Below are 20,988 nucleotides of genomic sequence, written 5' to 3' on the forward strand. Positions count from 1 at the left end.
CGGTAAGAATCTGGCCGGAGCGGATACTAACGACAATACCCCTCAGCTCACTGGTAAAGCCACAGCAGGAAATACCATTACTGTTTACGATGGTACGAAAGCTATCGGTACGACAACAGTTAACAGCGATGGTAGCTGGAGTATTACGCTTTCCGCTCTTGCTGATGGTACCCATAGTCTGACGACAAAAGTAACTGACTCTGCGGGTAATAGTAGTGATGTCAGTAATGCTATCGCTGTCACAATCGATACCCAGGCACCAGCATCTGCTACCGGTATCACGTTGGTTGATGACAGTGGTAACAATATTGCTGATAGCTCCACGACAGATATCACTCCAATCCTGAAAGGAAACGCAGAAGCAGGAAGTACTGTAACCATTAGTGACGGCTCAGGTACTCTTGGGGAGGCAACTGCTGATTCAGAGGGTAAATGGACTTTCACAACGCCGGTACTGACGGATGGAACCTATAGCTTTACGACGACAGTAAGTGATGCCGCTGGTAATACCAGTCATGCTTCTGCAGCAATTGACACCACAATCGAGAGTACTCAGCTACTTGCAGTGGATGATACAGCGAGCCTGGATTACACCACTTATGCTGAAGAAACCGATAAAGGTACAAGCTCTAAAACTGGATTCTCGTTATTAGATCTTTCGTTAGGAGATGTTCTCGACTTATCCCTGGTAAATCCAGCCAGCCAGTTACAACTTGATGTTGCCAAAGGAACCACCGAAAACTTCGTTGTCCAGGGCGATGTAGGCGGCCTGGTAGCATCTTCATTTGATTTATATATCTATAAGTATGATGCGAGCAGTGGTGAGTATCTGCAATACGAGAAAGTGAGTAATTGGATCGTTGGCTTACTGGCCGGTGTCTCCAAGGATCTGTCACTTTCTCTGGGTGAAGGTACCTATCTGTTTTTGCTGAACTCCGGCGTGGGCCTCTCTGTTGCTACGGGTTATACCCTGCATATCAAATCCGATATTCTGGAAACGTACACATCAAATAGTGCAGAAACCAGCGGTAACCTGATATCGGGCAGTAGTGATGGCAGTGGTGCAGATACAGCACCGGCGGGTTCAGTGATCAGCAGTGTGAATGATACCAGTGTAGCGGCATCAGGTTACACCACGATCTCAGGGACCTACGGTACGCTCAGTATTGATGCTGCCGGTGACTATACCTATAAACTGAACTCAGGGACTGACGTTGCTGATATTGGTAATAGCGAAACCTTCAATTACACACTGACGGGGCCAAATGGCAACACCAGTAGTGCCACACTGACGATCTCTCTGACCGATGCCGATACTGATACTGGCACTGTTGCGCTTCCGAATGTGAGCGTAGATCTGGATTACGCTACCACATCAGAGGAAACGGATAAGGGGACCAGTTCTAAGACCAGCGCTGCCTTACTGAACCTTTCACTCGGCAGTGTGTTAAATACTTCTCTGCTGAATCTGAATAATCAGTTACACCTGAACGTAGCGGACAATACGGTCGAAAATATTACCATCAAGGCAACAATGGTGGGCGTGATCGCATCAACATATGATCTCTATGTCTATAAATATGATGATGAAACTGGCCAGTATGCACAGTATGAAAAGGTATCTGACTGGATAACCAGTGCTTTGCTTGCCGGCGCGTCATCTCCATTATCACTGGAGCTTAGTCAGGGATCCTATTTGTTTATGTTGAATGGGGGCGTCGGCTTATCTGTGGCGACGGTTTACACACTGAGCATTACGTCTGATGTGGTTAACAGCGTCACTTCAGTTGCCACCTCAACCACAGGGAATCTGCTCACTGAAACCAGCAGTAGTGAAGGAAGCGATACTGTACCGACAGGTACGCTGATCACCTCTGTAGGTACAACAGCCCTCAGCACAAGCGGGAATACAGAAATTACTGGTCAATACGGCATTCTGACTATCGATCAGCAAGGGGATTACACCTATACCCTGAATGCCGGGCAGACAACAGATACTCTCAGCTCCGCAGAGAAGTTTACTTATACCCTGACAGAACCTGACGGGACAATTACCACCAAGATATTGTCGATTAACCTCAACAATAATGCACTCAAGGCGGTAGATGATCAGGCAAGCCTCGATGTCTCTGCGACCGAAGTTGAATCCGCCTATTCAGAAGCGGTTGCCAGTGGGACACTGAACACCGCAACCAGTAGTAGTCAAACCACAACCTTTGGTAATGAATTTAGTGTAGACAGCAATACGGTATTAACAGGTACCCATCTGATTATCACCGGTACTCAGTCATCGGTTAGTGCGACGGCCAGTTTAACCCTGTCTTACAACATTTATGAAGGAAGTGATGCAACAGGTACTTTGGTTGCCTCAGGTACGGTGACACCGACTACAACCTTGTCCCTTACTCAAAAAGTAACGACTGCTGATATTGATTTAAGTGATAACGACCTATCGGCAGGGGATTACTACGTACAGATTAGTGCTACATCTTCAGCTACCGGCCTGCTGACTATTGCACCGACGGTCTCTTTTAGTTCCACAATATCGGGGACAGAAGTATCGGTCAGTAATTTCCAGACATCCTCTGAGTCGTCAGACGTCACAGGAAACCTCTATGACGGCACGGATTCTGATGGTACCGCAGATGAACTACAAACGGTTTATACCAAGCTGACAGTGACCAACGAGTCTGACAGTAGCGTTACGCTCAATCAGTACGACACTGCATCACAAACGCTCACCGGTTTGTATGGCACCCTTACGATTCATGGAGATGGCAGCTATAGCTATGCGTTGAACAGTAATATCAATGTGGCTGATATGACGCAGAAGGAGATGTTCAGTTACACGCTGACTGCAGAGGATGGCAGTACGACCTCTAAAGCCAACCTGACGATTAACCTGCATCCGACAATCACCGGTACCAGTCAGGCCGATACTACGGGTGGTACAGCTTATGACGATACCTTCCACCTTGAAGGCGGTGCCGATACTGTCGTGTATAAAGTCTTAAGCGATGATAATACCGGAGGGAACGGCAGCGATACCTGGGACGACTTCTCGGTGAGTGAAGGGGATCATATCGACCTGGATGCTCTGCTGGTCGGCTGGGATGGGAAGGAAAGCAGCCTGGGTAATTACGTTTCTGTTACCCACACCGATAGCGGCAATACCATCGTCTCTATTGACCGTGATGGTAGCGGCAGTGCATACCAGTCTACTACATTGGTCACACTGGAAAATGTGAACGCCACAATGGACGAAATTCTTCATCATTCGTCGACTGATAATCCATCATAACCATGAAAAGGCGGGCAGCCATGCCCGCCTTTTTTCCTTATTACACGCTAACACGGAGGTGGGTGTTGCTTTATAGCCCCTCATTTTTATCATATTTGACTTCACAGGTATTCATGAGCAATGCTAATTATTAATTCGCAGATTTTACTCCGCATTCTCCCACTCGCTATCCTGACGTCCGGCATATTCTTATCTGAGCCAGGGCTCGCAAACAGCATAACGAGCGCAGGTGATATCAGCACTCAGGACCTGATTGATCAACAATCTCTTCCTGACCTGAGCAATACAGTCACTCAGCCGATTACTCCTCCACCTTCTGGCCTGACAGATATGGATTACGCCGTATTACAGGCAGAACAATGGCATCCGGCAATAGGTCAGGCGGTAGGGAAACTTTTTCAGCAAGCTGCGAAAGTTGATGTAGCAAAAGCTAAATACTATCCCCAGATCAGCGCCGGTATGAATAATGGCTACTCAAACAGCTATGTTGACGCCGGATATTCACCCTCATTAGTTCTCTCTGTATCTCAGATGTTGTACGACTTCGGTAAGGTCTCCAGCTCAGTTCGTGCAGCCAATGCCGGACTGGCTGAACAACAGGCAAATGTCATGGTAAGTATTGACCAGGTTGCCCACGATACAGCGTCTGCTTTGGTTCAGGTTCAGGGATACCAAAAGCTAGTCATTATTGCGCAGCAGCAGCTTGATGCACTGAATCATATTGGTTCTCTGATTCAGCAGCGTAATACTGCCGGAGCCAGTTCTCTTTCTGACGTGGTACAGACCAATACCCGTATAGAAGGTGCTAAAGCCACACTAATGCAATATCAGTCAGCTCTCCAACGCTGGAAAGCCACACTGGCGACAGATATGGGGACAGGCCCGATTGGACAAGTGGCAAATACTCTCCCGTCATCCCTGATGAATGCCTGCACGGTCCAGCAAATTAACTATCGCGTCATTCCCTCTGTACTGGCTGCTTATGCGCAGAAAAATCAGGCACAGGCTGAACTCGATAATGCCAATGCTCAGATGAGGCCCACACTCTCTCTTGAGCCCCAGGTGACTCATTACCTGAATAATAACTACTCAGATAGCAGTGAGCTGGATAAAACCCAATACTCAGCCTGGATTAAACTTGAAATGCCTCTTTACCAGGGGGGCGGATTAACCGCCAGCCGTGATGCAGCAGTACAAACTCTCGAATCAGCCCGTGCTGCTATCCGTCTTGCCGAGCTTGAGGCTCGCCAGAAGCTGACGGAATCACAGGAACAAGCACAGAATCTTTATCAGACATTAAATGTCCAGGCGAGACAACAACTTCTCGGTGAGAAAACCCGTGACTTATACGAAGCTCAATATTTGCAGCTGGGAACACGTCCCTTACTCGATCTGTTGAATGTTGAACAGGAGATTTATCAAGCCAGATTTACTCAGGAGCAAACACAGGCACAGTTGCATTCACTCCAACTGGACTGCCTCTACAGTACCGGACAAATGCGGAATACTTTTAAATTGAATAATAGAAAAATACAGGGAGTTGAGATAAGGCCATGAGTCATCACATATTGGTTGATAGTGAAAGTAAAGTGCTGGCCTGGGTGGATACACTGTCCCTGATTGCCAAACAATATCGCTTAAGTTTTTCTCACGGCGCGATGCAGTCTCAGGCTTCGTGGCTGGCCGGAAAATACCTTCCCGAAGTCCTGGGACATCTTGCCCGACAGGCAGGCTTACACTATCGAATCCTGTCTGAAAATAGTGCGGATCTTTCCTCTCGCCGACTTCCCCTGGTTGCTGTATTTAAAAATGGTGATATCGGTATTATCGAAAGTTTTGACGGCGAGAAAAATGTTGCTTTAAGACTGATTCAGGATCACGGACTAAGCACCTCAGTACCATTAGAGGGACTACTGGATGAAACTGAATGTCTGGTGGCTTTACGTCCGTCAGCACCTGCGCGCGATATACGTACCGAGAACTATCTGGCAGCGTTCCGCCCTGACTGGCTACGTAAGATTGCCCTGAAGGATCTGCGACCTTATGGCTACGTCATGCTGGCTTCCCTGGCTATCAACGTCCTGTCATTATCAGGTATTCTCTTTTCCATGCAGGTTTACGATCGGGTTATCCCGGCTCAGTCATACCCGACATTATATGTATTATTTGGTGGTGTACTGATTGCTTCGGTATTTGGTTTTTTACTAAAAGTTGTTCGCAGTCATGTGATGGACATCTTAGGTAAACGAGCCGACATGCGGGTCTCTGACCGGGTCTTTGGCCACGCATTACGTTTACGCTATTCAGCCATACCTCGTTCTACAGGAAGTTTTATTGCTCAGGTTCGTGAGCTTGAGCAGCTAAGAGAAATGGTTACCTCAACGACGGTTTCTGCAATCGTCGACCTGCCTTTCTTTATTTTGTTTTTTTTAGTCCTCACGGTTGTCTCGCCATACCTATGCTGGATAGCTCCGGTTGCCGCTATATTGATGATTATTCCTGGTCTGCTAATGCAAAAAAAACTGGCCCGGCAGGCACGAAAAAATGTTCATGAAGCGACACTGCGTAATGCCATACTGGTCGAAAGTCTGCAGGGGATACAGGATATCAAACTGATGCAGGCTGAAAGTCATTTCCAGCAACAGTGGAATAGTTATATACAAGTCACAGCGGAGTCCGGTGCACAAACCCGTAAAATCACTCATGGCCTGCTGAGTTGGGGAACGACTCTACAGAACCTGGTTTATGCATTAGTGGTGGTGATTGGTGCACCATTAGTCATCAGTGGTGATATTACGACAGGTGCTATGGTCGCCGCATCCCTGCTCTCTTCCAGAATGATTGCCCCAATGACGGCGTTGTGCGGTGTTCTTGCTCGCTGGCAGCAGGTTAAAGCAGCCAAAGCCGGACTGGACAATCTCATGCAACTACCGGTTGAAAACAATCGGGAGGAAGTCAAAGTTCATACACCAGTGTTACACGGTGAATATACCTTCGCTCAGGCCTCTTTCAGGTATGCAGACCAGCAAGGACCTGCCCCTCTCACTGTCCATAACCTCCATATTAAGGCCGGAGAAAAGATTGCTTTGCTGGGTCGTAATGGTGCCGGGAAATCTACTTTCCTGCAAGCGCTAGTCGGCAATGTTGATTTGGTTTCCGGGGAGTTACGTGCTGACAGTCTTAGTTTACCGCATATCGATATTGCTGATATTCGCCGGAATACTGGTTTGCTGACTCAGGATGCCCGACTGTTCCATGGAACCCTTAGGGAAAACCTGGTACTCGGCCGTTCTCAAGCTACCGACAGTGATATTTTTGAAATACTTGAAGTCTGTGCAGTCGCAGACTTTATCAAAAAACTGCCTCTCGGACTTGAACATCCGATTATGGAAGGTGGTAGCGGACTTTCTGGTGGCCAGCGTCAGGCAATACTACTGGCCAGAACATTGCTTAGGGATCCAAATATTGTCCTGCTGGATGAACCGACAGCATCGTTAGATGAACATACAGAAAAAGAATTTATTGAGCGCTTCACCCGCTGGATTGGCGGACGAACATTAATTATTGCCACTCACAGAGCTGCTGTTCTGTCTCTGGTGGACAGAGTATTGGTGCTTAAAGACGGGCAACTCACACTGGATACGCCAAAAGCTAAACTTCTGAATAAAGATGCCAGGGAAAAGCAGAATGATATTCAATAAGCAAAAAACATCTAACGAAAAAGAGTCTTTTGACCCGGCAAACCTGCTTGATGATTCAGGCGTAGACAGCAGGTCGCTCAACGGCTCAATCCTTATCATTACAGTACTTTTTGGACTCCTTGCGATATTCACCCTATGGGCCTGGTTTGCCAAGCTTGATGAAGTATCGACTGGCACAGGAAAAGTTATTCCCAGCCTTCATGAGCAAGTACTTCAATCACTGGATGGCGGCATTCTGGCTGAGCTGTACGTGCGTGAAGGAATGCAGGTAAAAGCTAATCAGGTAGTGGCCAGGCTTGATCCGACGATAAGTGAATCAAATGTCGGCGAAAGCTCGGCCAAATATCGGGCGGCTCTGGCAGAGAGTGTGCGTTTACATGCAGAAGTAAACAATACTCCTCTGGTATTTCCGCAGTCATTAAAATTATGGCCCGACCTGATTAATTCTGAAACATCGCTTTACCACAGCCGAAGAGACCAGTTAACAGAGTCAGAAAAAGAGATGAATCAATCCATCGGTTTAGTACGGCGCGAGCTTGGCATTACCGAAGGCCTGGTTAAAAGCGGGGCGGCCAGTATTGTCGATGTTCTGCGTTTACAGCGTCAGTTAGCGGACCTTAATTTGAAACTCACTGATTTACAAACTCAGTACTATGTAGATGCTCGCCAGCAAATGGCTAAGGCCGATGCTGATGTGCAGTCTCTGGCTGAGGTGATTAAAGGTCGCGCAGATACACTCGATCGTCTGACCATCAAATCTCCGGTACGGGGCGTGGTAAAAAGTATCAAAGTCACTACGATCGGTGGTGTCATCCCACCTAATGGTGAGCTCATGCAAATCGTCCCTATGGATGACCGTTTATTGATTGAAGCCAGACTATCCCCCAGAGATATTGCATTTATCCATCCCGGACAACCGGCGATGGTAAAAATAACAGCCTATGACTATTCCATTTATGGTGGTCTGCATGGGAAGGTTGAAAGCATCTCTCCGGATACCATCCAGGATGAAGCCAAACCTGAGGTTTATTATTACCGGGTCTACATCCGTACTGAGCATGATTTCCTTACTAATAAGTTAGGAAAGCATTTCTCTATCGTACCAGGAATGATTGCAACTGTTGATATCAGAACCGGTCAAAAAACTGTGATGCAATACTTGATCAAACCGTTCAATAAAATGAAAGAAGCTCTGAGAGAGCGCTAAAATAACGAGCAGGCCATGATTAACTATTGGTGGCCTGCTCATTACTCTCTGGTACATAAAAATAATAAACGACTACCTTTGTTTAATTATCAGGCAGCCCACCCCCCTGTCACTTCTGCCCTCTGTCTATACATTAAAAATCACACCACCAATAATACTCAGTTATAAAATGTCAGATAGCTCACCTTAGTCTGCGGATGACATCAGTTTAACGACAAAGGGCACAGAATCGCGCAGCGACACATTCACCGTTTCACCGTGGTTCATTCCCGCATACTCTTTTATTTCCACCGGCGTCCCCGCGGCTTTAACATCCCGGGCAAACTGCTGTTGCATGGCGGTCGGCACATTAATGTCTTTCAGGCCGATACCGATAAAGACCGGATGGTTAATTTTCAGGGTGTTATAGCGCAGAGAGGGCAACTGCGTGTCCAGCAGTTTCTGGAACCCCGGCAGGAAACTGTTGCTCTCGTTCAGCCCCTTCTCCATCACATGCTGCGTTAACGGAGTAATGCACAGGCGGCTTGCCAGCCTGACATCCGCAATCGCCTCCTGACGGAAATAGTCTTCGGCCTTCAGCGACTTATTTTCATCGGCTGCCGACAGGAAAATATAATAGGCATAGGGCATTTTCGGGTCGCCGCCGGTGATCCCCTGATCCGGTTTGAAGATAGCATTCACAGAGGTCGAGGCATTGATATAGGGAGTCCCGGTCAGCACTGTGCCCAGCACATGCAGTGCCGGCGCATAAGATGGCTGATAGCCGGACGCGGCAAATGCCGCATGTGCCCCCTGTGACTGGCCGACAATAATAATTTTGTTACTCAACGGGAAACTTTTCAGTGCCGCCGTAATGCTGTCAAGCACACTCCAGGCCTCTGCACGTGCATTCAGATAATGATGCAGGCCGCGGGAGCCCAGCCCCGCATAGTCCGGGGCAACCACCGCAAACCCCAGCGATAGCCAGGTGTTCAGATATTGCTGGTCACGTGATGAACGGGGGTTCAGAGAAGGGGCACATTGGGTAGCCACCCCGACGGTTCCGTGGGCCCAGACGACCACCGGCCAGCCTCCGCGAGGGGCCGGGCCTTTCGGTAAAAATACCGCACCGGTATCTTCACGGCGGGTTTTTCCGTCGACGCCACTGACCGACGTGTAATGGATCAGATACTGTGCAGAAGCTTCCTGCAAGCCGTGATCGGCAGGCAAAGGACTTTTTTCCAGTAACACGCCATTGGGTGATAAGGATGCCGCACCGGCAGACGGTGTTACGGCCATCAGACTCATTGACGATATCAGTAGTGCGCCTGCGAGTTGATTCATTTGTCACTCCTGCCCTGTCTGAATAGTGGCGGAACTCCCGGATGCCTTGTCCGCCGCTGGATGATGGCGTAGTACTCTGCCACAAAAACTGACTGCGATGTCTTACATCCCCGGGCAGCCACAAAGTACGACTCAGGCTGCCGGAGTTACACTTCTCCATTTTTTAAATCAGTTAAGCCGGCCTTCCGTATCGACCTCCGTCAGTGACTGATGACCGGAAAAATATGCACCACCGGGATACCCCCCCCTGCCCGCTCATCGTTCAGAAGTCCTCAGCCAGGGGGCTGATGATGAGATTACGGTGAATATCCGGCCCCCGCCTGAGCCTTTTCAGCATAGGCCTCACGGGCATCGCTGTAAATCTGCACCAGCACCTCAGGCCCGTTCCGGGCCAGCCTCTCTGACCCGCGCGGCATAATAACCACACTAAAGTTAACATTTATTTTCATTTTGAAATATTTTATAAAGGTTCTTCTGCCGCCGGCGAACCTGAGATTTCCCCCGTGACGGGCAGAGATCACCGACCCTGCCGGCACAGCAGATGACATACCCACACTGTCCGGGATATCTGATCCCACTGGTAATTTAAAAGGTTGTTATTAATGAGAAATACGGTAAAAAGTGTTGTTTCCAAAACATTCAGGATGTCGTCGGTGGCCCTGTTTTTAGTGACAAATATCGCTTATGCTCAGGAGAGTCACCCTTTACTTCCGGAGCATAATCGCGTGCAACCACAAACCGTATTGATTGGCAGCTGGACCGGCCAGACCACCAACCCTCTCGCACAAAAAGCCGTTTATCCCAGTGAAGGGATCTATCGTTTGCATCTGAATCCGGATGGCACGCTACTGCCACTGGATGTGATTGAGCTAACCAATCCGTCATGGATTGTCTTCAGCCGTGACCACAAGTATGCCTACACCACTAACGAAAGTGAGAATGGTGAAGTCACTGCACTTAAAGTCACCGCAGAAGGAAAACTGAAAGTCATTAATGCCGTCAGTAGCCAGGGCGAACATCCGACGCATGCAACACTGACGCCGGACGGTAAATATCTGCTGGCGGCTAACTATTCAGCCACGAAGAAAAATGCCGGATTTATTCTTTTCCCGATAGAAGCACAAGGGAAACTGGGTGAGGCTATTCAGCATGTTCCGTTTGAGAAAGGCTCCGGTGTGGTCGCCGGACGTCAGGACAGCGGCCATGCACATTCGGTCAATATTACCCCGGACGGTAAACGATTATTTGTGGCCGATCTGGGCGCGGATACCGTGCATGCCTACCGCTATCAGGCAGACAGTAAAACACCGTTTGTCGCGGATACCGCGGCAGATGTCCATTTCCCGGCCGGCTCAGGCCCCCGTCATATGACATTTTCCCCTGACGGAAAATTCGCCTATATCGTCACCGAGATGGGGGCACAAATCCACGTTTACCGGATAGGTGAACAGGGCCTTACCGAAGTACAAACTGCGCATCTGACCGGGAGTCAGTCAGAAGAAGATAAGAGTGGCGCAGGCATTCTGTTCAGCCCGGACGGCAAGTTCCTGTATGCCGGTAACCGCCGGAACCGTAATGAAATTGTCGCCTTCCCGGTCGATAAAAAGACAGGAAAACTGGGAGAAGGGAAAGCTTACCTTGCCGGTGGCATTGAGCCCCGTGCATTTGCCTTTGATAAGAGCGGGCAATATATGCTGGTCGCCAATGTTTATTCCAACAATGTGGTGGAACTCTATCGCGATGCAGAGGACGGTTCCCTGAAATATACCGGGATCAGCGTACAAATTGGCAGCCCGACAGACGTTAAATTCTTACCCTGAGACCGTCACGTCACGGAAAGTCACCTGGCGACCGTAATAACCCGCGGTACCGGTCGGTAAGGGCGATCCGCTGACATACAGGCGGGAGTATGCACTCTGTTGCGTACTCCCGCCTTTTCTTTGACCGGCCCTGCCAGCGCAGGCAGCGGCAGGAGTGCCTGTATCATAACGGTCAGTGGACAATCGTATCCAGGATCAGCACACCGGCCAGCCCCAGTACAGAAATCAGGGTTTCCATCACCGTCCACGTTCTCAGCGTCTCGGTCACACTCAGATTAAAGTACCCTTTGAATAACCAGAATCCGGGGTCATTCACATGAGAGGCAATGACACTGCCTGACCCGACGGCCAGCACCATCAGCGCCGGGTCTGCGTGCGTTACCGCAATAATCGGCGTGACAATCCCTGCGGTGGTGATAGCCGCCACCGTTGCAGAGCCCAGAGCAATACGCAGCATGGCCGCCACCGTCCAGCACATCAGCAGAGGAGACAGGGATGACCCTTCCATCATACCGGCAATGTATTCCCCGACACCGCTGTCGACCAGTACCTGCTTAAAGGCCCCGCCCCCGGCGATGATAAAAACAATCATGGCGATGGAGGCAATCGACGAACCGCACATCTCCATCACATCTTCCGCTTTACGCCCGTTACGCAGCCCGAGGGTAAAGACAGCAATCACTACTGAGATAAACAGAGCAACAGCAGGGTTACCGATAAATTCAAAAAACTGCCGTACTGCATTCTCCTTCGGCAGAGTCAGTTCAAACACCGCCGCCACCGCCATCAGGATCACCGGAATAATGGCCGCAAAAATACTGATCCCGAACCCCGGCATTTCATCTTCAGCGAAGATTTTCGGGTTATATAACCCTTCAGGGGGTTCTTTTTCGAAATTTTTCAGGCACCGGGAAAACAACGGCCCGGCGATGATCACTGTCGGGATCGTGATCACAATCCCGTATAACAGGGTGGTCCCGAGGTTAGCGCCAAAAATGGTGGCAATTGCCGTAGGCCCCGGATGCGGTGGCAGAAAGCAGTGTGTGACCGAGAGTGCCGCGACCATAGGAACACCGACATATAACAGAGGCATTCCTGCCGCTGCCACCACCGTGAAGACCAGCGGTAACAGCAACACGAAGCCAATTTCATAGAACATGGCCAGGCCGACTATCAGGCCGGTCACCATCAGGGCCCATTGCACACGTTGTTTACCGAAGGCATTAATCAGCGTTGTTGCCACCCGCTGGGCAGCACCGGTATCTGACACCAGTTTGCCCAGCATGGCACCGAAGCCCAGTATCATGGCCAGGCTACCCAGCGTTCCTCCGATACCTTTCTGAATTGACGCAACAACTGCCAGCGGCGTCATACCTTCAGCAATACCGACAACGGCAGAGACAAAAACTAATGCGATAAAGCCATTGGCTTTGAAGACAATCATCAGTACCAGCAGGAGTACGACTCCCAGCGCTATTATAGTAATCGGCATAATACAGCCCTCTGAAAACACGCTTTAAACAATATCGCCTTCCCGTTACCCGGGGCGGGAGTTCTGTACACCGATAAGACCCTCGCGCCCCCGGTGACGAAGTCAGAACGTTAACTGCACCTTTGCGGCTTTTTGCTTATCACTCGCAAAATTCAGTGCAGCATCTATCTCATGATAGTCGTATTCACCGCTAAGCAGCGGAAGCGGATCAATGATCCCGCTGGCCAGCCATTCCACTGCGGTCGCAAATTCGGAGGTAAAACGGAAAGAGCCGGTCAATACGATCTCTTTGGAAATCAGCTGCATTATTGGAAATTCAGGGATATTGCCGCCCATCCCTACCTGGACGAGGGTCCCTTTCGCCCGCGTCACCTCCAGGCAACGGTTCAGAGAGGAAGGATGACCGGAGGCCTCAAAGGAAATATCGAAATACCCTTTCTCCGCCAGATAAGGTGAAAAATCACCACTGGCCGCATTCATCGTCATGGTGGCCCCCATGGCGTTAGCCATTACCAGTGAGCGTTCACTGATATCAGTGCAGACCACCTCTGCAGCCCCTCTGGCCCTGGCCGCGGCGGCAATCAGGCACCCTATCGGCCCGACGCCGGAAATAAACACTTTTTTGCCCTGTAAATCTCCGGCCTGATGAGTGGCATGAATGCATACCGCCAGCGGCTCAGCAAACACCATTACCTTTTCATCGGCCCCGGCATCAAAAGGGACACACTGACGGGTTTCCACCACTTTATACTGGCTGAAACCGCCATCCACATGCGGGTAATACATGGCACTGCCAAAAAAACGCATCCCGGTACACTGGTTATCCTCACCGGAACGGCAATATTTACACTCCCCGCAGGAGGCCGCAGGGTTAATCGCAACTCTCTGCCCTTCCTGCAGTGACGGGGCATCGCTTTTTACCACATAGCCCACCACCTCATGGCCAAGCACCATCGGCATTCTGACCTCGAAATTACCGACCTTACCGTGCTGGTAATAGTGAAGATCGGAACCACAGATCCCGCCACGGGTAATACGTACCAGGGTACCCTGCCCCTGATAGCTGACGCTTTTGCTAACGACTTCAACCTGGTGTTTGCCATTGATCATGCAAGAGTCTGTAAGGGTGTTCATCATCGTCCTCTTAAAACGCACAGATGCAGGCGCTTATCAGAACGGTATTTGGATGTTAAATCTGTGATGTATATCGATTAAGAGAATGTTTCAGTGATATTGTTACCCGTAACGTGAGCCGCGTAACACTTTCCCGGTGGGTGCCGGAGAAAGGTAATAATAAGTGCCCCGAGTGACTGCAGAGCGGCGGGATCAGTGCAGAGAAGATAATGTTAATATCAGGGGCTGACAGCCTGATTCAGGCGGCCCCTTTACGGCGGAACTTGTCACGTGGGACTGCGCTAAGCCATAACTCAGCCGATATTATTCTAAGAGTTAAAGGTTATCTGAGAATTGTATTCACGCGGTAATCGTCTGGCTTCCAGGTAAACCGATTTCCAGTAAGGATTATTCAGCGATGAACGCATCACACCACGACTGACCGAGGCATGCAGGAAATGACGGTCAGTATCATAAAAACCGACATGCAGTTCATTGTTAATCCGGAAGAATACCAAATCGCCCGGCAGTAAATGAGCCTGATCCACCGGTTTCCCCATACGGATCAATTGCCTGGTCGTCACCCGATCCATCGGGATGTTGAAACGATCTTTCAGCGTTCGCCAGACAAACCCCGAACAATCGACACCGGTGAGTTGCGTGCCGCCCCACTGATATTTGGTCCCTTCCCAGGAATGCATCTGGTCGTGCAGCGCGGCAAGAACATTTATCAGATCCGATTGCTGATTTTCCTGAGCGAGAGTTTCCCCTTTATCTTCGTTATTACGGGAATGGGAAGAACATCCCGCAAGGGTCATCAGTAACAGGCAAGTCAGAATTTTACGGGTGGCAGGGGGAGTCATCTTGTAATTTTCTCAATTCAGCCGGTGGTCTGAAATATATACCTCAAAAAATTACCGGATATAAACAGATAACCGCCGAAAGGACGGCTTTCCGGGGAAATTTACACAGATTTACATTAATCAATCGTAAAAAGCAGAGATCAGGGTGAGCAGTGCAGAAACAGAATTCCGTGAGGTCACTGCATGACCCCTAAGCAGCGAATACGTGCAGGGTGAGTCTGGTGCGGATGCTTAGGGCTTTAAGCGTCAGCGGTCGCCGGGGGGATAAACTGATGCCGGGGCAGTGACACGGGAATGACTTGAGTGTGAATAAATCCAGCCTGTTCAGGCATAGATTCAGAAATAAAAGAGTTTCCATGCCCGGGCTGACCTCGCTTCATTGTAAAATTGTTGCCGTTGAGCCTGCGCGGTTAACCCCTGAACCTGCATAACATTGACATTCTCCGCCCTCCCCTCCTTAATAACAGGATGTCGGGGGAGTCTCACCAGAGAGACTGAGAGGCTATCAGCAAGGTATAGCGACCCTTAGAACCTGACCCGGTTGATACTGGCGTAGGAAGACGAACGAATGATCTGTCCGCAGATGTTGCGGTAATTCCTTCTTTTTTCGCCTTTGCTGCGGACGCGAATGGCCCGGTTTATCTCTGTCAGGCTCCCCTGTAACACCGATGTCTGCCCTTTCGGGTGCAGCATTTTTCTTTGTGCGCGGATAAGCGCTACGGGAGCCGGGGAGGCAGAATGACACATCCACAGGCATTAACCATCGCGGGTTCTGACAGTGGCGGGGGCGCGGGAATTCAGGCGGATATTAAGACAATGCAGGAGTTCGGGGTATTTGGAACCACCGCCATTACGGCAGTCACGGCACAAAATACACTGGGTGTACAGGCGGTTCAGGTCATGCCGCTGTCTCTGATTGCTGCTCAGATCGATGCCGTCGCCACGGATTTTACCCTGACGGCGGTGAAAACAGGCATGCTGGCAGACAGCGATATTATTGCCTGTGTCGCAGAAAAGATTAAACAACACAAACTCCCGGGCTTAGTCATTGACCCGGTGATGATTGCTAAAGGCGGAACACCGCTGCTACAGGAAAGCGCCCTCGACAGTCTGCGCCGTTTATTGCTGCCACAGGCCTGTGTGATCACACCTAATATTCCCGAAGCCGAAGCTCTGGTGGGTTACACCCTGCAGAGCCGTGAACGGATTGTGAGGGCTGCACGCGAGCTATGCAGGATGGGTGCTTTCAGTGTTGTCCTGAAGGGAGGGCACAGTGGGGAAGACGACGCCGCAGACTTTTTCTGCAGTCCGCAGGATGAGAGCTGGCTCACCTCTCCCCGTATTCAGACACCGCATACGCATGGAACCGGCTGCAGTTTCTCTGCCGCCCTGTGTGCATTACTCGCCAGAGGCCTGCCACTGCCGGAGTGTGTTGCACGGGCAAAACGTTTTATTTACCAGGCCATCCTGACCGCGCCGCAATACGGACAGGGCCATGGCCCGATAAACCATTTTACCGGGCGTCATATCGCGGGGTGAATTTGTCAGGCCAGTGGCTTATCTTAAACCTCATTTATTCAACAAGCTGATTAACTGTAAAACCACCGGCCGGCTTTCGCCGAGTCAATAAACATGCTCAATGTTGATGATATTTTTTCCGCGGGATTTCTTATAAAAACCTTCAGGTTTCCGGGGGAAATAATGATCCCTCTGGAAATTTCAAGATTTACCCCCGGCTGGGCTGACAGAGCGCCGATTAAGTCAGCGATATCTTCCCGTTGAAAGGTATCCTGCAGCACCTCTTCATCAGAGATATCCACGGTCTTCCATAATGTGGTGACCGCGGGCCGATCCTTCAGAATGAGCGCCCTGTATTCATCATCAGTCTTTTACGCTATTCACCAGAACTTATCCTTCGGACGTGCAATAGTATTGAATCTTTTCACGGTATAAACGCTGTTCTCCTAAAAATCCGCCGGTAATATCCCCCACCCTATTAAAAATCAAGTGAATAACGTCACTATTTACTCTAACAATTAAACGCAACCTAACTAATAAAACACAAAAACAATTTACTATTGGTGCCAATAATAAAATACAAATTACTGACAGACTACCATCATTACTTTTATCATCATGATTTATCCAAATAAAAAACAAATTAAATAAAATGAAGGAATACTTATAATTTCCGAAAAAATCACATCATTCAACATTCCGGATGCTCTACAATATAATTATTAAAGGGATATTCTGTGAAGACGGTTCACAACATTTCATTAAGACAATCAGGGGAAAACAGGGATGTCTCCGGGAGCCTCGCACCCTTCTTCCAGATACCATGATTTATGCTGTGTGAGTTCTTACTATACCCAATGAAGTATTAACTTGTACCTCCCTCAACAGGACGGGCGCCACAACTGGCAGAGGAGAAGGTAGATTAAAATTCGTAACAACCGGGCAGAATTCTTAATTTTTATTCTGTGAAATTTTGCTATTTACAGCTCGCGCTTACAGCGTATTATCTTAAATTGCATGAATACTTTTTGGATCACAGACACAAGGAAGCGAGACCATGTCAGAGCTGAAGTATCCCTGTACTATTTTCAAAACCCGCAGACAAATGGATGACTATAGCGCCAGTGATATGCGCTATGGTGATTTAACCGAAGCTCAATTAAAATCCCATTACTCACTAGACTATATCTCTGATCAGGTTGATCCCTGGACATTACACCGGCGTTCTTCGATGGATCGCCCTCAATCCATGTTCTGCTGTAATCTACGACAATCAAAGGAAAAAGTTACACGTCAGCAATGTACATCTATCCTGTTTGATGAGTTCCGCGCATTATCGCGTCAGTTTTCTCTTTATGGTCCTTACCGATATCTCATCCAAAAGATGATTACCCATATGCAGAAAAATACAGGAAGCATATTTCGGGATTCATTACTGGATCGGGCTCTTCAGGAAAAGATCTACGGAGAAAGTTCTGGCGAAAACAGCACCCGTTTATTACTAAAAAAAACATTCGATCTTAATATTGATTGGGATAAGAAATACTATCCAGCCTCAAAAAAAGGAAAATTTTATGAAACGATATCCGGTGGCAGGTTACCAAAATTTGACAGTTTGAAAGATAACTTTAATGGAATGGGTATCACTATCCATGATACCTGGTCAACTCATATTATAATAAAATCATTACAGATTAAAAAAAATGATTACTGTGCCATAGTACAATACAGAGTACAGGATCACTTTGGTCTGGATAGCTATGATGTTATGAATAAAAAATTCAACCAGTTTCTTATTTTTCGGATCTGGTTTGTCCTCCAGCGGTATAAAGAGTTCGGTTTTAAACCCTTTATCACACAGATAAATTCTACTATAGAAATTTCCGGGTCTCGTGATGACATTTAAAAATAAGATAATATTACTGGTTCTTACTTTCGTCGTTTTCCTGTTACTGGCCTGCACCCTCCGGGTCGTATTACGTCCGGCAGAGATTGTCGCCATCCATCACAGAAGCAGCGGCTTCAGTGATATCCTGGTAAAAAACTTTCCGTATACCGATCAGGGGAAAATAGCCTGGTGGCTGGAAAATAAAAAGGACATCGAAAAAAAATACCACCTTCCCCGCCCGGATAAAGACGGTTCTTTCTATCTGACATTCTGGTTGTTTGGCGACGGTTATAAAGAGGAAGGGAAATATGACAGACTGTGCTTTAAAGACAAGGTTCCGCCTGAAAACTGTATAGATAAAAACAGAGTCTTCTCCGTACAAACGGGCCGCAACGGAAATATAATATTTATCGCCCGTGGGGGTGTCTATCGTATGACTGAAAACGGAGAAATCGCAAAAGAGAAAACCTGAGCTATCCAGCCTCCCCCGGAAAGAAGACAGCATCCTCTGCGTTAAGCAACCTGAGTCCGGCAGGAAAGCACCGGTCATGCCCGCCGGGGATAAGCCATTTTTCATTGAAGTAAGCCCGGTCAGCAACAGACCGTTCCTGAATGCTTTAGACTGACCATGCGGTAATTACTGACGATGGTATAAACATAGCCGTGAACTCTGCGCGAAGGTTACTGCCCTATTGCCTCAGTGATCCTGCTGATACGGATCCCCTGTGGCGGGATGGAGAACCGGAAAATCGGCTTCGTCAGTATGTTATCGCCGGACTGAGCTGCGCTTCAATATATTGCCCCAGGGTTTCATGGAATAACTTTACTGCGCGGCTTAACGTTCGCTGAGCCGGTAACCCCGGATCGATGCGTACAATTCCCATCAGCGGGTCATTAAGCGGAATGGCCACTAAGTCTTCCGGCGGTTCTTTTTCTGCCAGCGTCATCTTCGGTAAGATAATCAGTGCCAGCCCCTGTCTGCAAAGTTGCTTCTGAATTTCTATGGAAGACGTGACAAAACGTATATCCAGAAGAATCCCCTCGCGTTTAGCGGCGGTTTCCAGCGATTGCCTGACGGCGAATCCGCTGGCCGGAGCGGCTATCGGAAAACCGGCGATCTCTCTCAGTGTCAGACCGGAAGACCCGGATAAAGGATGAGTGGACGACATCAATACCTGATGCTGCACTGAGCAACTGTGGGTGACATTCAGTCCGGAGAGCGCTGGCATATAAAAGCTGACGGCGACATCGGCCCTGTCGCCAACCAATGCTTCCGCGACCCGGGGGGCACTGCCGATATCAATTTCGAACCTGACATCAGGATGTCTGAGACGAAAACATTCGATGGCGGGGATAATCAGTGATGATATCAGGCTTTCCGCACAGGAAATTCTTACCTTGCCAGAGACCTGACTCTGAGCCGAGGATATTTTATCTTTCACCCCTTCCAGTTCACGTAGACAGGACTGTACGGCGAGGGCCAGGTGCTCTCCTTCCGCCGTGAGGCGAATACCGCGCGGACTTCGCTCAATCAGCGAGGCACCATAGAAATGCTCCAGCAGTTCAATCTGCCGGGTGACAGCGGTAGGCGTCACAAACAGTTTTTCAGCCGCATCCTGCAGAGAGGAAGATTGTGCTACCTGATTGAAATACCTTAATGCCCTGAGCTGCATTCACTCTCCGTGATATTTTTCCTGAGTTGACTTGTTGATAATACATTCCCGGCAGAGTTTCAAATTGCATTTACTTACGAATCATCATTGCCTTATTTTAAAATAATACTCTGCGAAGTGACGTTAATAAAAACGCTAAATTGCACGACAATTCATCGCAGGCAGTGATTGATTCCCTCTTTAAACATTATTTATGCCACGACAGGTCATAAGAAATCAACCTGATAAAGAGTGTCCAGATTTTTTTGTACTGTGCACAGATATTTATACTGGTTAATCCATAACGGGTTTTTTATATCTTTTTTCTCATAAAAAAAACAGACGAGTATCTTTGGCAGAGATATCTGCTAACGACCAAAACCGAAGGTGTGATTTACTCAACGACCCGGGGAAGTCCCAGCAGGTTAATTTCTTCCTTGTGTCGTCTGTTGAGGTTTATTTCACACTGATCAATGTTTGCCTGATAATCATAGGCATCCTTATTAATTTGTGAAGCTACTGCAAGGCAAAATTCCTTACGATATTTTTTCCATATATCTTGTGATTTCAGAAAACGGGTGCTGTAAACATCACCGTAGGTTTCGGTAGCGTCCTCTTTACCGTTGAATGCACCAATGAAATTGGTCTTTATACTCTGTCCCGATTTATCGATTAACGAATCAAGTTGTTTTTCACTGGTTTCTTTTTTATCAGAAAGGCATTCATAGCCCAGCGCTGGCATTTTTCCATTTTTAAAGCAACTTTCCCACTCTTCCCCCCAGGAAATAGTGGCTTTGCCAGAGAGAGGAAGTATTAAGAATGCTACCTGTAAGGCAATAGCATAATTTTTCATTTTAAATACCTCACTCTTTTCCTGTTATCTTCATAAATTCTATATTGGGGTATAGACAGGATAAATGATGCTAATGCGTCCTTACCCTCGATCGCTGCTTTGATTAAGCCCTGTGCGTCATAAACACCCTGATAAAAGATATCGACAACAACGTCTCTGATTTTCCTGTCGAGTCTATTCCATGAAGGTGCACCAGATATATTCTTAGCCAATCTGCTATACAGGCTACGGGCTTCCTCCGACTTTATCCGGTAAAC

16 protein-coding genes, 1 pseudogene and 1 riboswitch are annotated in these 20,988 nt (G+C 48.5%); of the genes and pseudogenes, 8 read left to right on the forward strand and 9 right to left on the reverse strand.

Annotated elements, in window-relative coordinates; translation table 11 throughout:
* The 4 genes from GTPT_RS00005 to GTPT_RS00020 all read left to right on the forward strand — a co-directional run.
* The coding region (locus GTPT_RS00005) for a BapA/Bap/LapF family large adhesin (RefSeq protein WP_038010538.1) at positions 1-3,301 on the forward strand (3,301 nt) is incomplete at its 5' end.
* Between the two features lie 120 nt (positions 3,302-3,421).
* Entirely contained in the window at positions 3,422-4,858 is a 1,437-nt protein-coding gene (locus tag GTPT_RS00010) for a TolC family outer membrane protein (RefSeq protein ID WP_025904050.1), read from the forward strand.
* Complete coding sequence (locus tag GTPT_RS00015; RefSeq protein ID WP_025904049.1) at positions 4,855-7,002, forward strand: type I secretion system permease/ATPase; 2,148 nt, start codon at positions 4,855-4,857, stop codon at positions 7,000-7,002. The genes GTPT_RS00010 and GTPT_RS00015 overlap by 4 nt, the downstream gene beginning before the upstream one ends.
* Positions 6,989-8,209, forward strand: coding sequence for an HlyD family type I secretion periplasmic adaptor subunit (locus GTPT_RS00020; protein WP_025904048.1), 1,221 nt, complete (start codon positions 6,989-6,991; stop codon positions 8,207-8,209). Before GTPT_RS00015 ends, GTPT_RS00020 begins: the two co-directional genes overlap by 14 nt.
* A 186-nt stretch (positions 8,210-8,395) precedes the next feature.
* Here the strand turns inward: GTPT_RS00020 and GTPT_RS00025 are convergent, their stop codons facing one another.
* Both GTPT_RS00025 and GTPT_RS17360 read right to left on the reverse strand, forming a co-directional pair.
* Positions 8,396-9,532 (reverse strand): alpha/beta hydrolase, encoded by a 1,137-nt coding sequence (locus GTPT_RS00025; protein WP_029991396.1) that lies wholly within the window; start codon positions 9,530-9,532, stop codon positions 8,396-8,398.
* A gap of 296 nt (positions 9,533-9,828) precedes the next feature.
* Positions 9,829-9,981 carry a hypothetical protein gene (locus tag GTPT_RS17360; RefSeq protein ID WP_156022703.1) on the reverse strand — a complete coding sequence of 51 codons (153 nt, stop codon included), beginning with the start codon at positions 9,979-9,981 and terminating at the stop codon, positions 9,829-9,831.
* Between the two features lie 153 nt (positions 9,982-10,134).
* Here GTPT_RS17360 and GTPT_RS00035 point away from each other — a divergent pair, with 153 nt between their 5' ends.
* The gene (locus GTPT_RS00035; RefSeq protein ID WP_174371902.1) at positions 10,135-11,352 is read left to right on the forward strand and encodes a lactonase family protein; all 1,218 of its coding nucleotides are present in this window, start codon (positions 10,135-10,137) and stop codon (positions 11,350-11,352) included.
* Between the two features lie 172 nt (positions 11,353-11,524).
* On the opposite strand, the gene GTPT_RS00045 is transcribed toward GTPT_RS00035, so the two are convergent.
* The 3 genes from GTPT_RS00045 to GTPT_RS00055 form a co-directional block, all read right to left on the reverse strand.
* Positions 11,525-12,844, reverse strand: coding sequence for a gluconate:H+ symporter (locus GTPT_RS00045; protein ID WP_025904043.1), 1,320 nt, complete (start codon positions 12,842-12,844; stop codon positions 11,525-11,527).
* Between the two features lie 102 nt (positions 12,845-12,946).
* The gene (gene idnD / locus GTPT_RS00050; RefSeq protein WP_025904042.1) at positions 12,947-13,978 is read right to left on the reverse strand and encodes an L-idonate 5-dehydrogenase; all 1,032 of its coding nucleotides are present in this window, start codon (positions 13,976-13,978) and stop codon (positions 12,947-12,949) included.
* A 308-nt stretch (positions 13,979-14,286) separates the two neighbouring features.
* Positions 14,287-14,820: an NlpC/P60 family protein gene (locus GTPT_RS00055; RefSeq protein ID WP_025904041.1), complete on the reverse strand. Its 534-nt coding sequence runs from the start codon at positions 14,818-14,820 to the stop codon at positions 14,287-14,289.
* A gap of 463 nt (positions 14,821-15,283) precedes the next feature.
* Positions 15,284-15,396, forward strand: a riboswitch (TPP riboswitch).
* Between the two features lie 162 nt (positions 15,397-15,558).
* Between GTPT_RS00055 and thiD the strand changes: the two genes are divergently transcribed.
* Positions 15,559-16,359 (forward strand): bifunctional hydroxymethylpyrimidine kinase/phosphomethylpyrimidine kinase, encoded by an 801-nt coding sequence (thiD, locus tag GTPT_RS00060; protein WP_038010548.1) that lies wholly within the window; start codon positions 15,559-15,561, stop codon positions 16,357-16,359.
* Between the two features lie 50 nt (positions 16,360-16,409).
* On the opposite strand, the gene GTPT_RS17995 is transcribed toward thiD, so the two are convergent.
* Complete coding sequence (locus GTPT_RS17995; RefSeq protein WP_051170794.1) at positions 16,410-16,640, reverse strand: DUF1493 family protein; 231 nt, start codon at positions 16,638-16,640, stop codon at positions 16,410-16,412.
* A gap of 755 nt (positions 16,641-17,395) precedes the next feature.
* Here GTPT_RS17995 and GTPT_RS00070 point away from each other — a divergent pair.
* Both GTPT_RS00070 and GTPT_RS00075 read left to right on the forward strand, forming a co-directional pair.
* On the forward strand, positions 17,396-18,244 hold the full coding sequence (locus tag GTPT_RS00070) for a YPO3983 family protein (RefSeq protein ID WP_029990615.1): 849 nt from the start codon (positions 17,396-17,398) through the stop codon (positions 18,242-18,244).
* Positions 18,234-18,698 (forward strand): DUF943 family protein, encoded by a 465-nt coding sequence (locus GTPT_RS00075; protein WP_025904038.1) that lies wholly within the window; start codon positions 18,234-18,236, stop codon positions 18,696-18,698. The genes GTPT_RS00070 and GTPT_RS00075 overlap by 11 nt, the downstream gene beginning before the upstream one ends.
* Before the next feature lie 286 nt (positions 18,699-18,984).
* On the opposite strand, the gene GTPT_RS00080 is transcribed toward GTPT_RS00075, so the two are convergent.
* From GTPT_RS00080 to GTPT_RS17690, 3 genes and pseudogenes are all read right to left on the reverse strand, one after another.
* Entirely contained in the window at positions 18,985-19,899 is a 915-nt protein-coding gene (locus tag GTPT_RS00080) for a LysR family transcriptional regulator (RefSeq protein ID WP_029990616.1), read from the reverse strand.
* A 373-nt stretch (positions 19,900-20,272) separates the two neighbouring features.
* Positions 20,273-20,731, reverse strand: coding sequence for a lysozyme inhibitor LprI family protein (locus GTPT_RS00085; protein ID WP_029990617.1), 459 nt, complete (start codon positions 20,729-20,731; stop codon positions 20,273-20,275).
* Positions 20,728-20,988, reverse strand: a pseudogene (locus tag GTPT_RS17690) (peptidoglycan-binding protein); the annotation flags it as partial. The gene GTPT_RS00085 and the pseudogene GTPT_RS17690, both read right to left, overlap by 4 nt.

This window comes from Tatumella ptyseos ATCC 33301, assembly GCF_000735525.1.
In the GTDB taxonomy this organism is placed as follows: domain Bacteria; phylum Pseudomonadota; class Gammaproteobacteria; order Enterobacterales; family Enterobacteriaceae; genus Tatumella; species Tatumella ptyseos.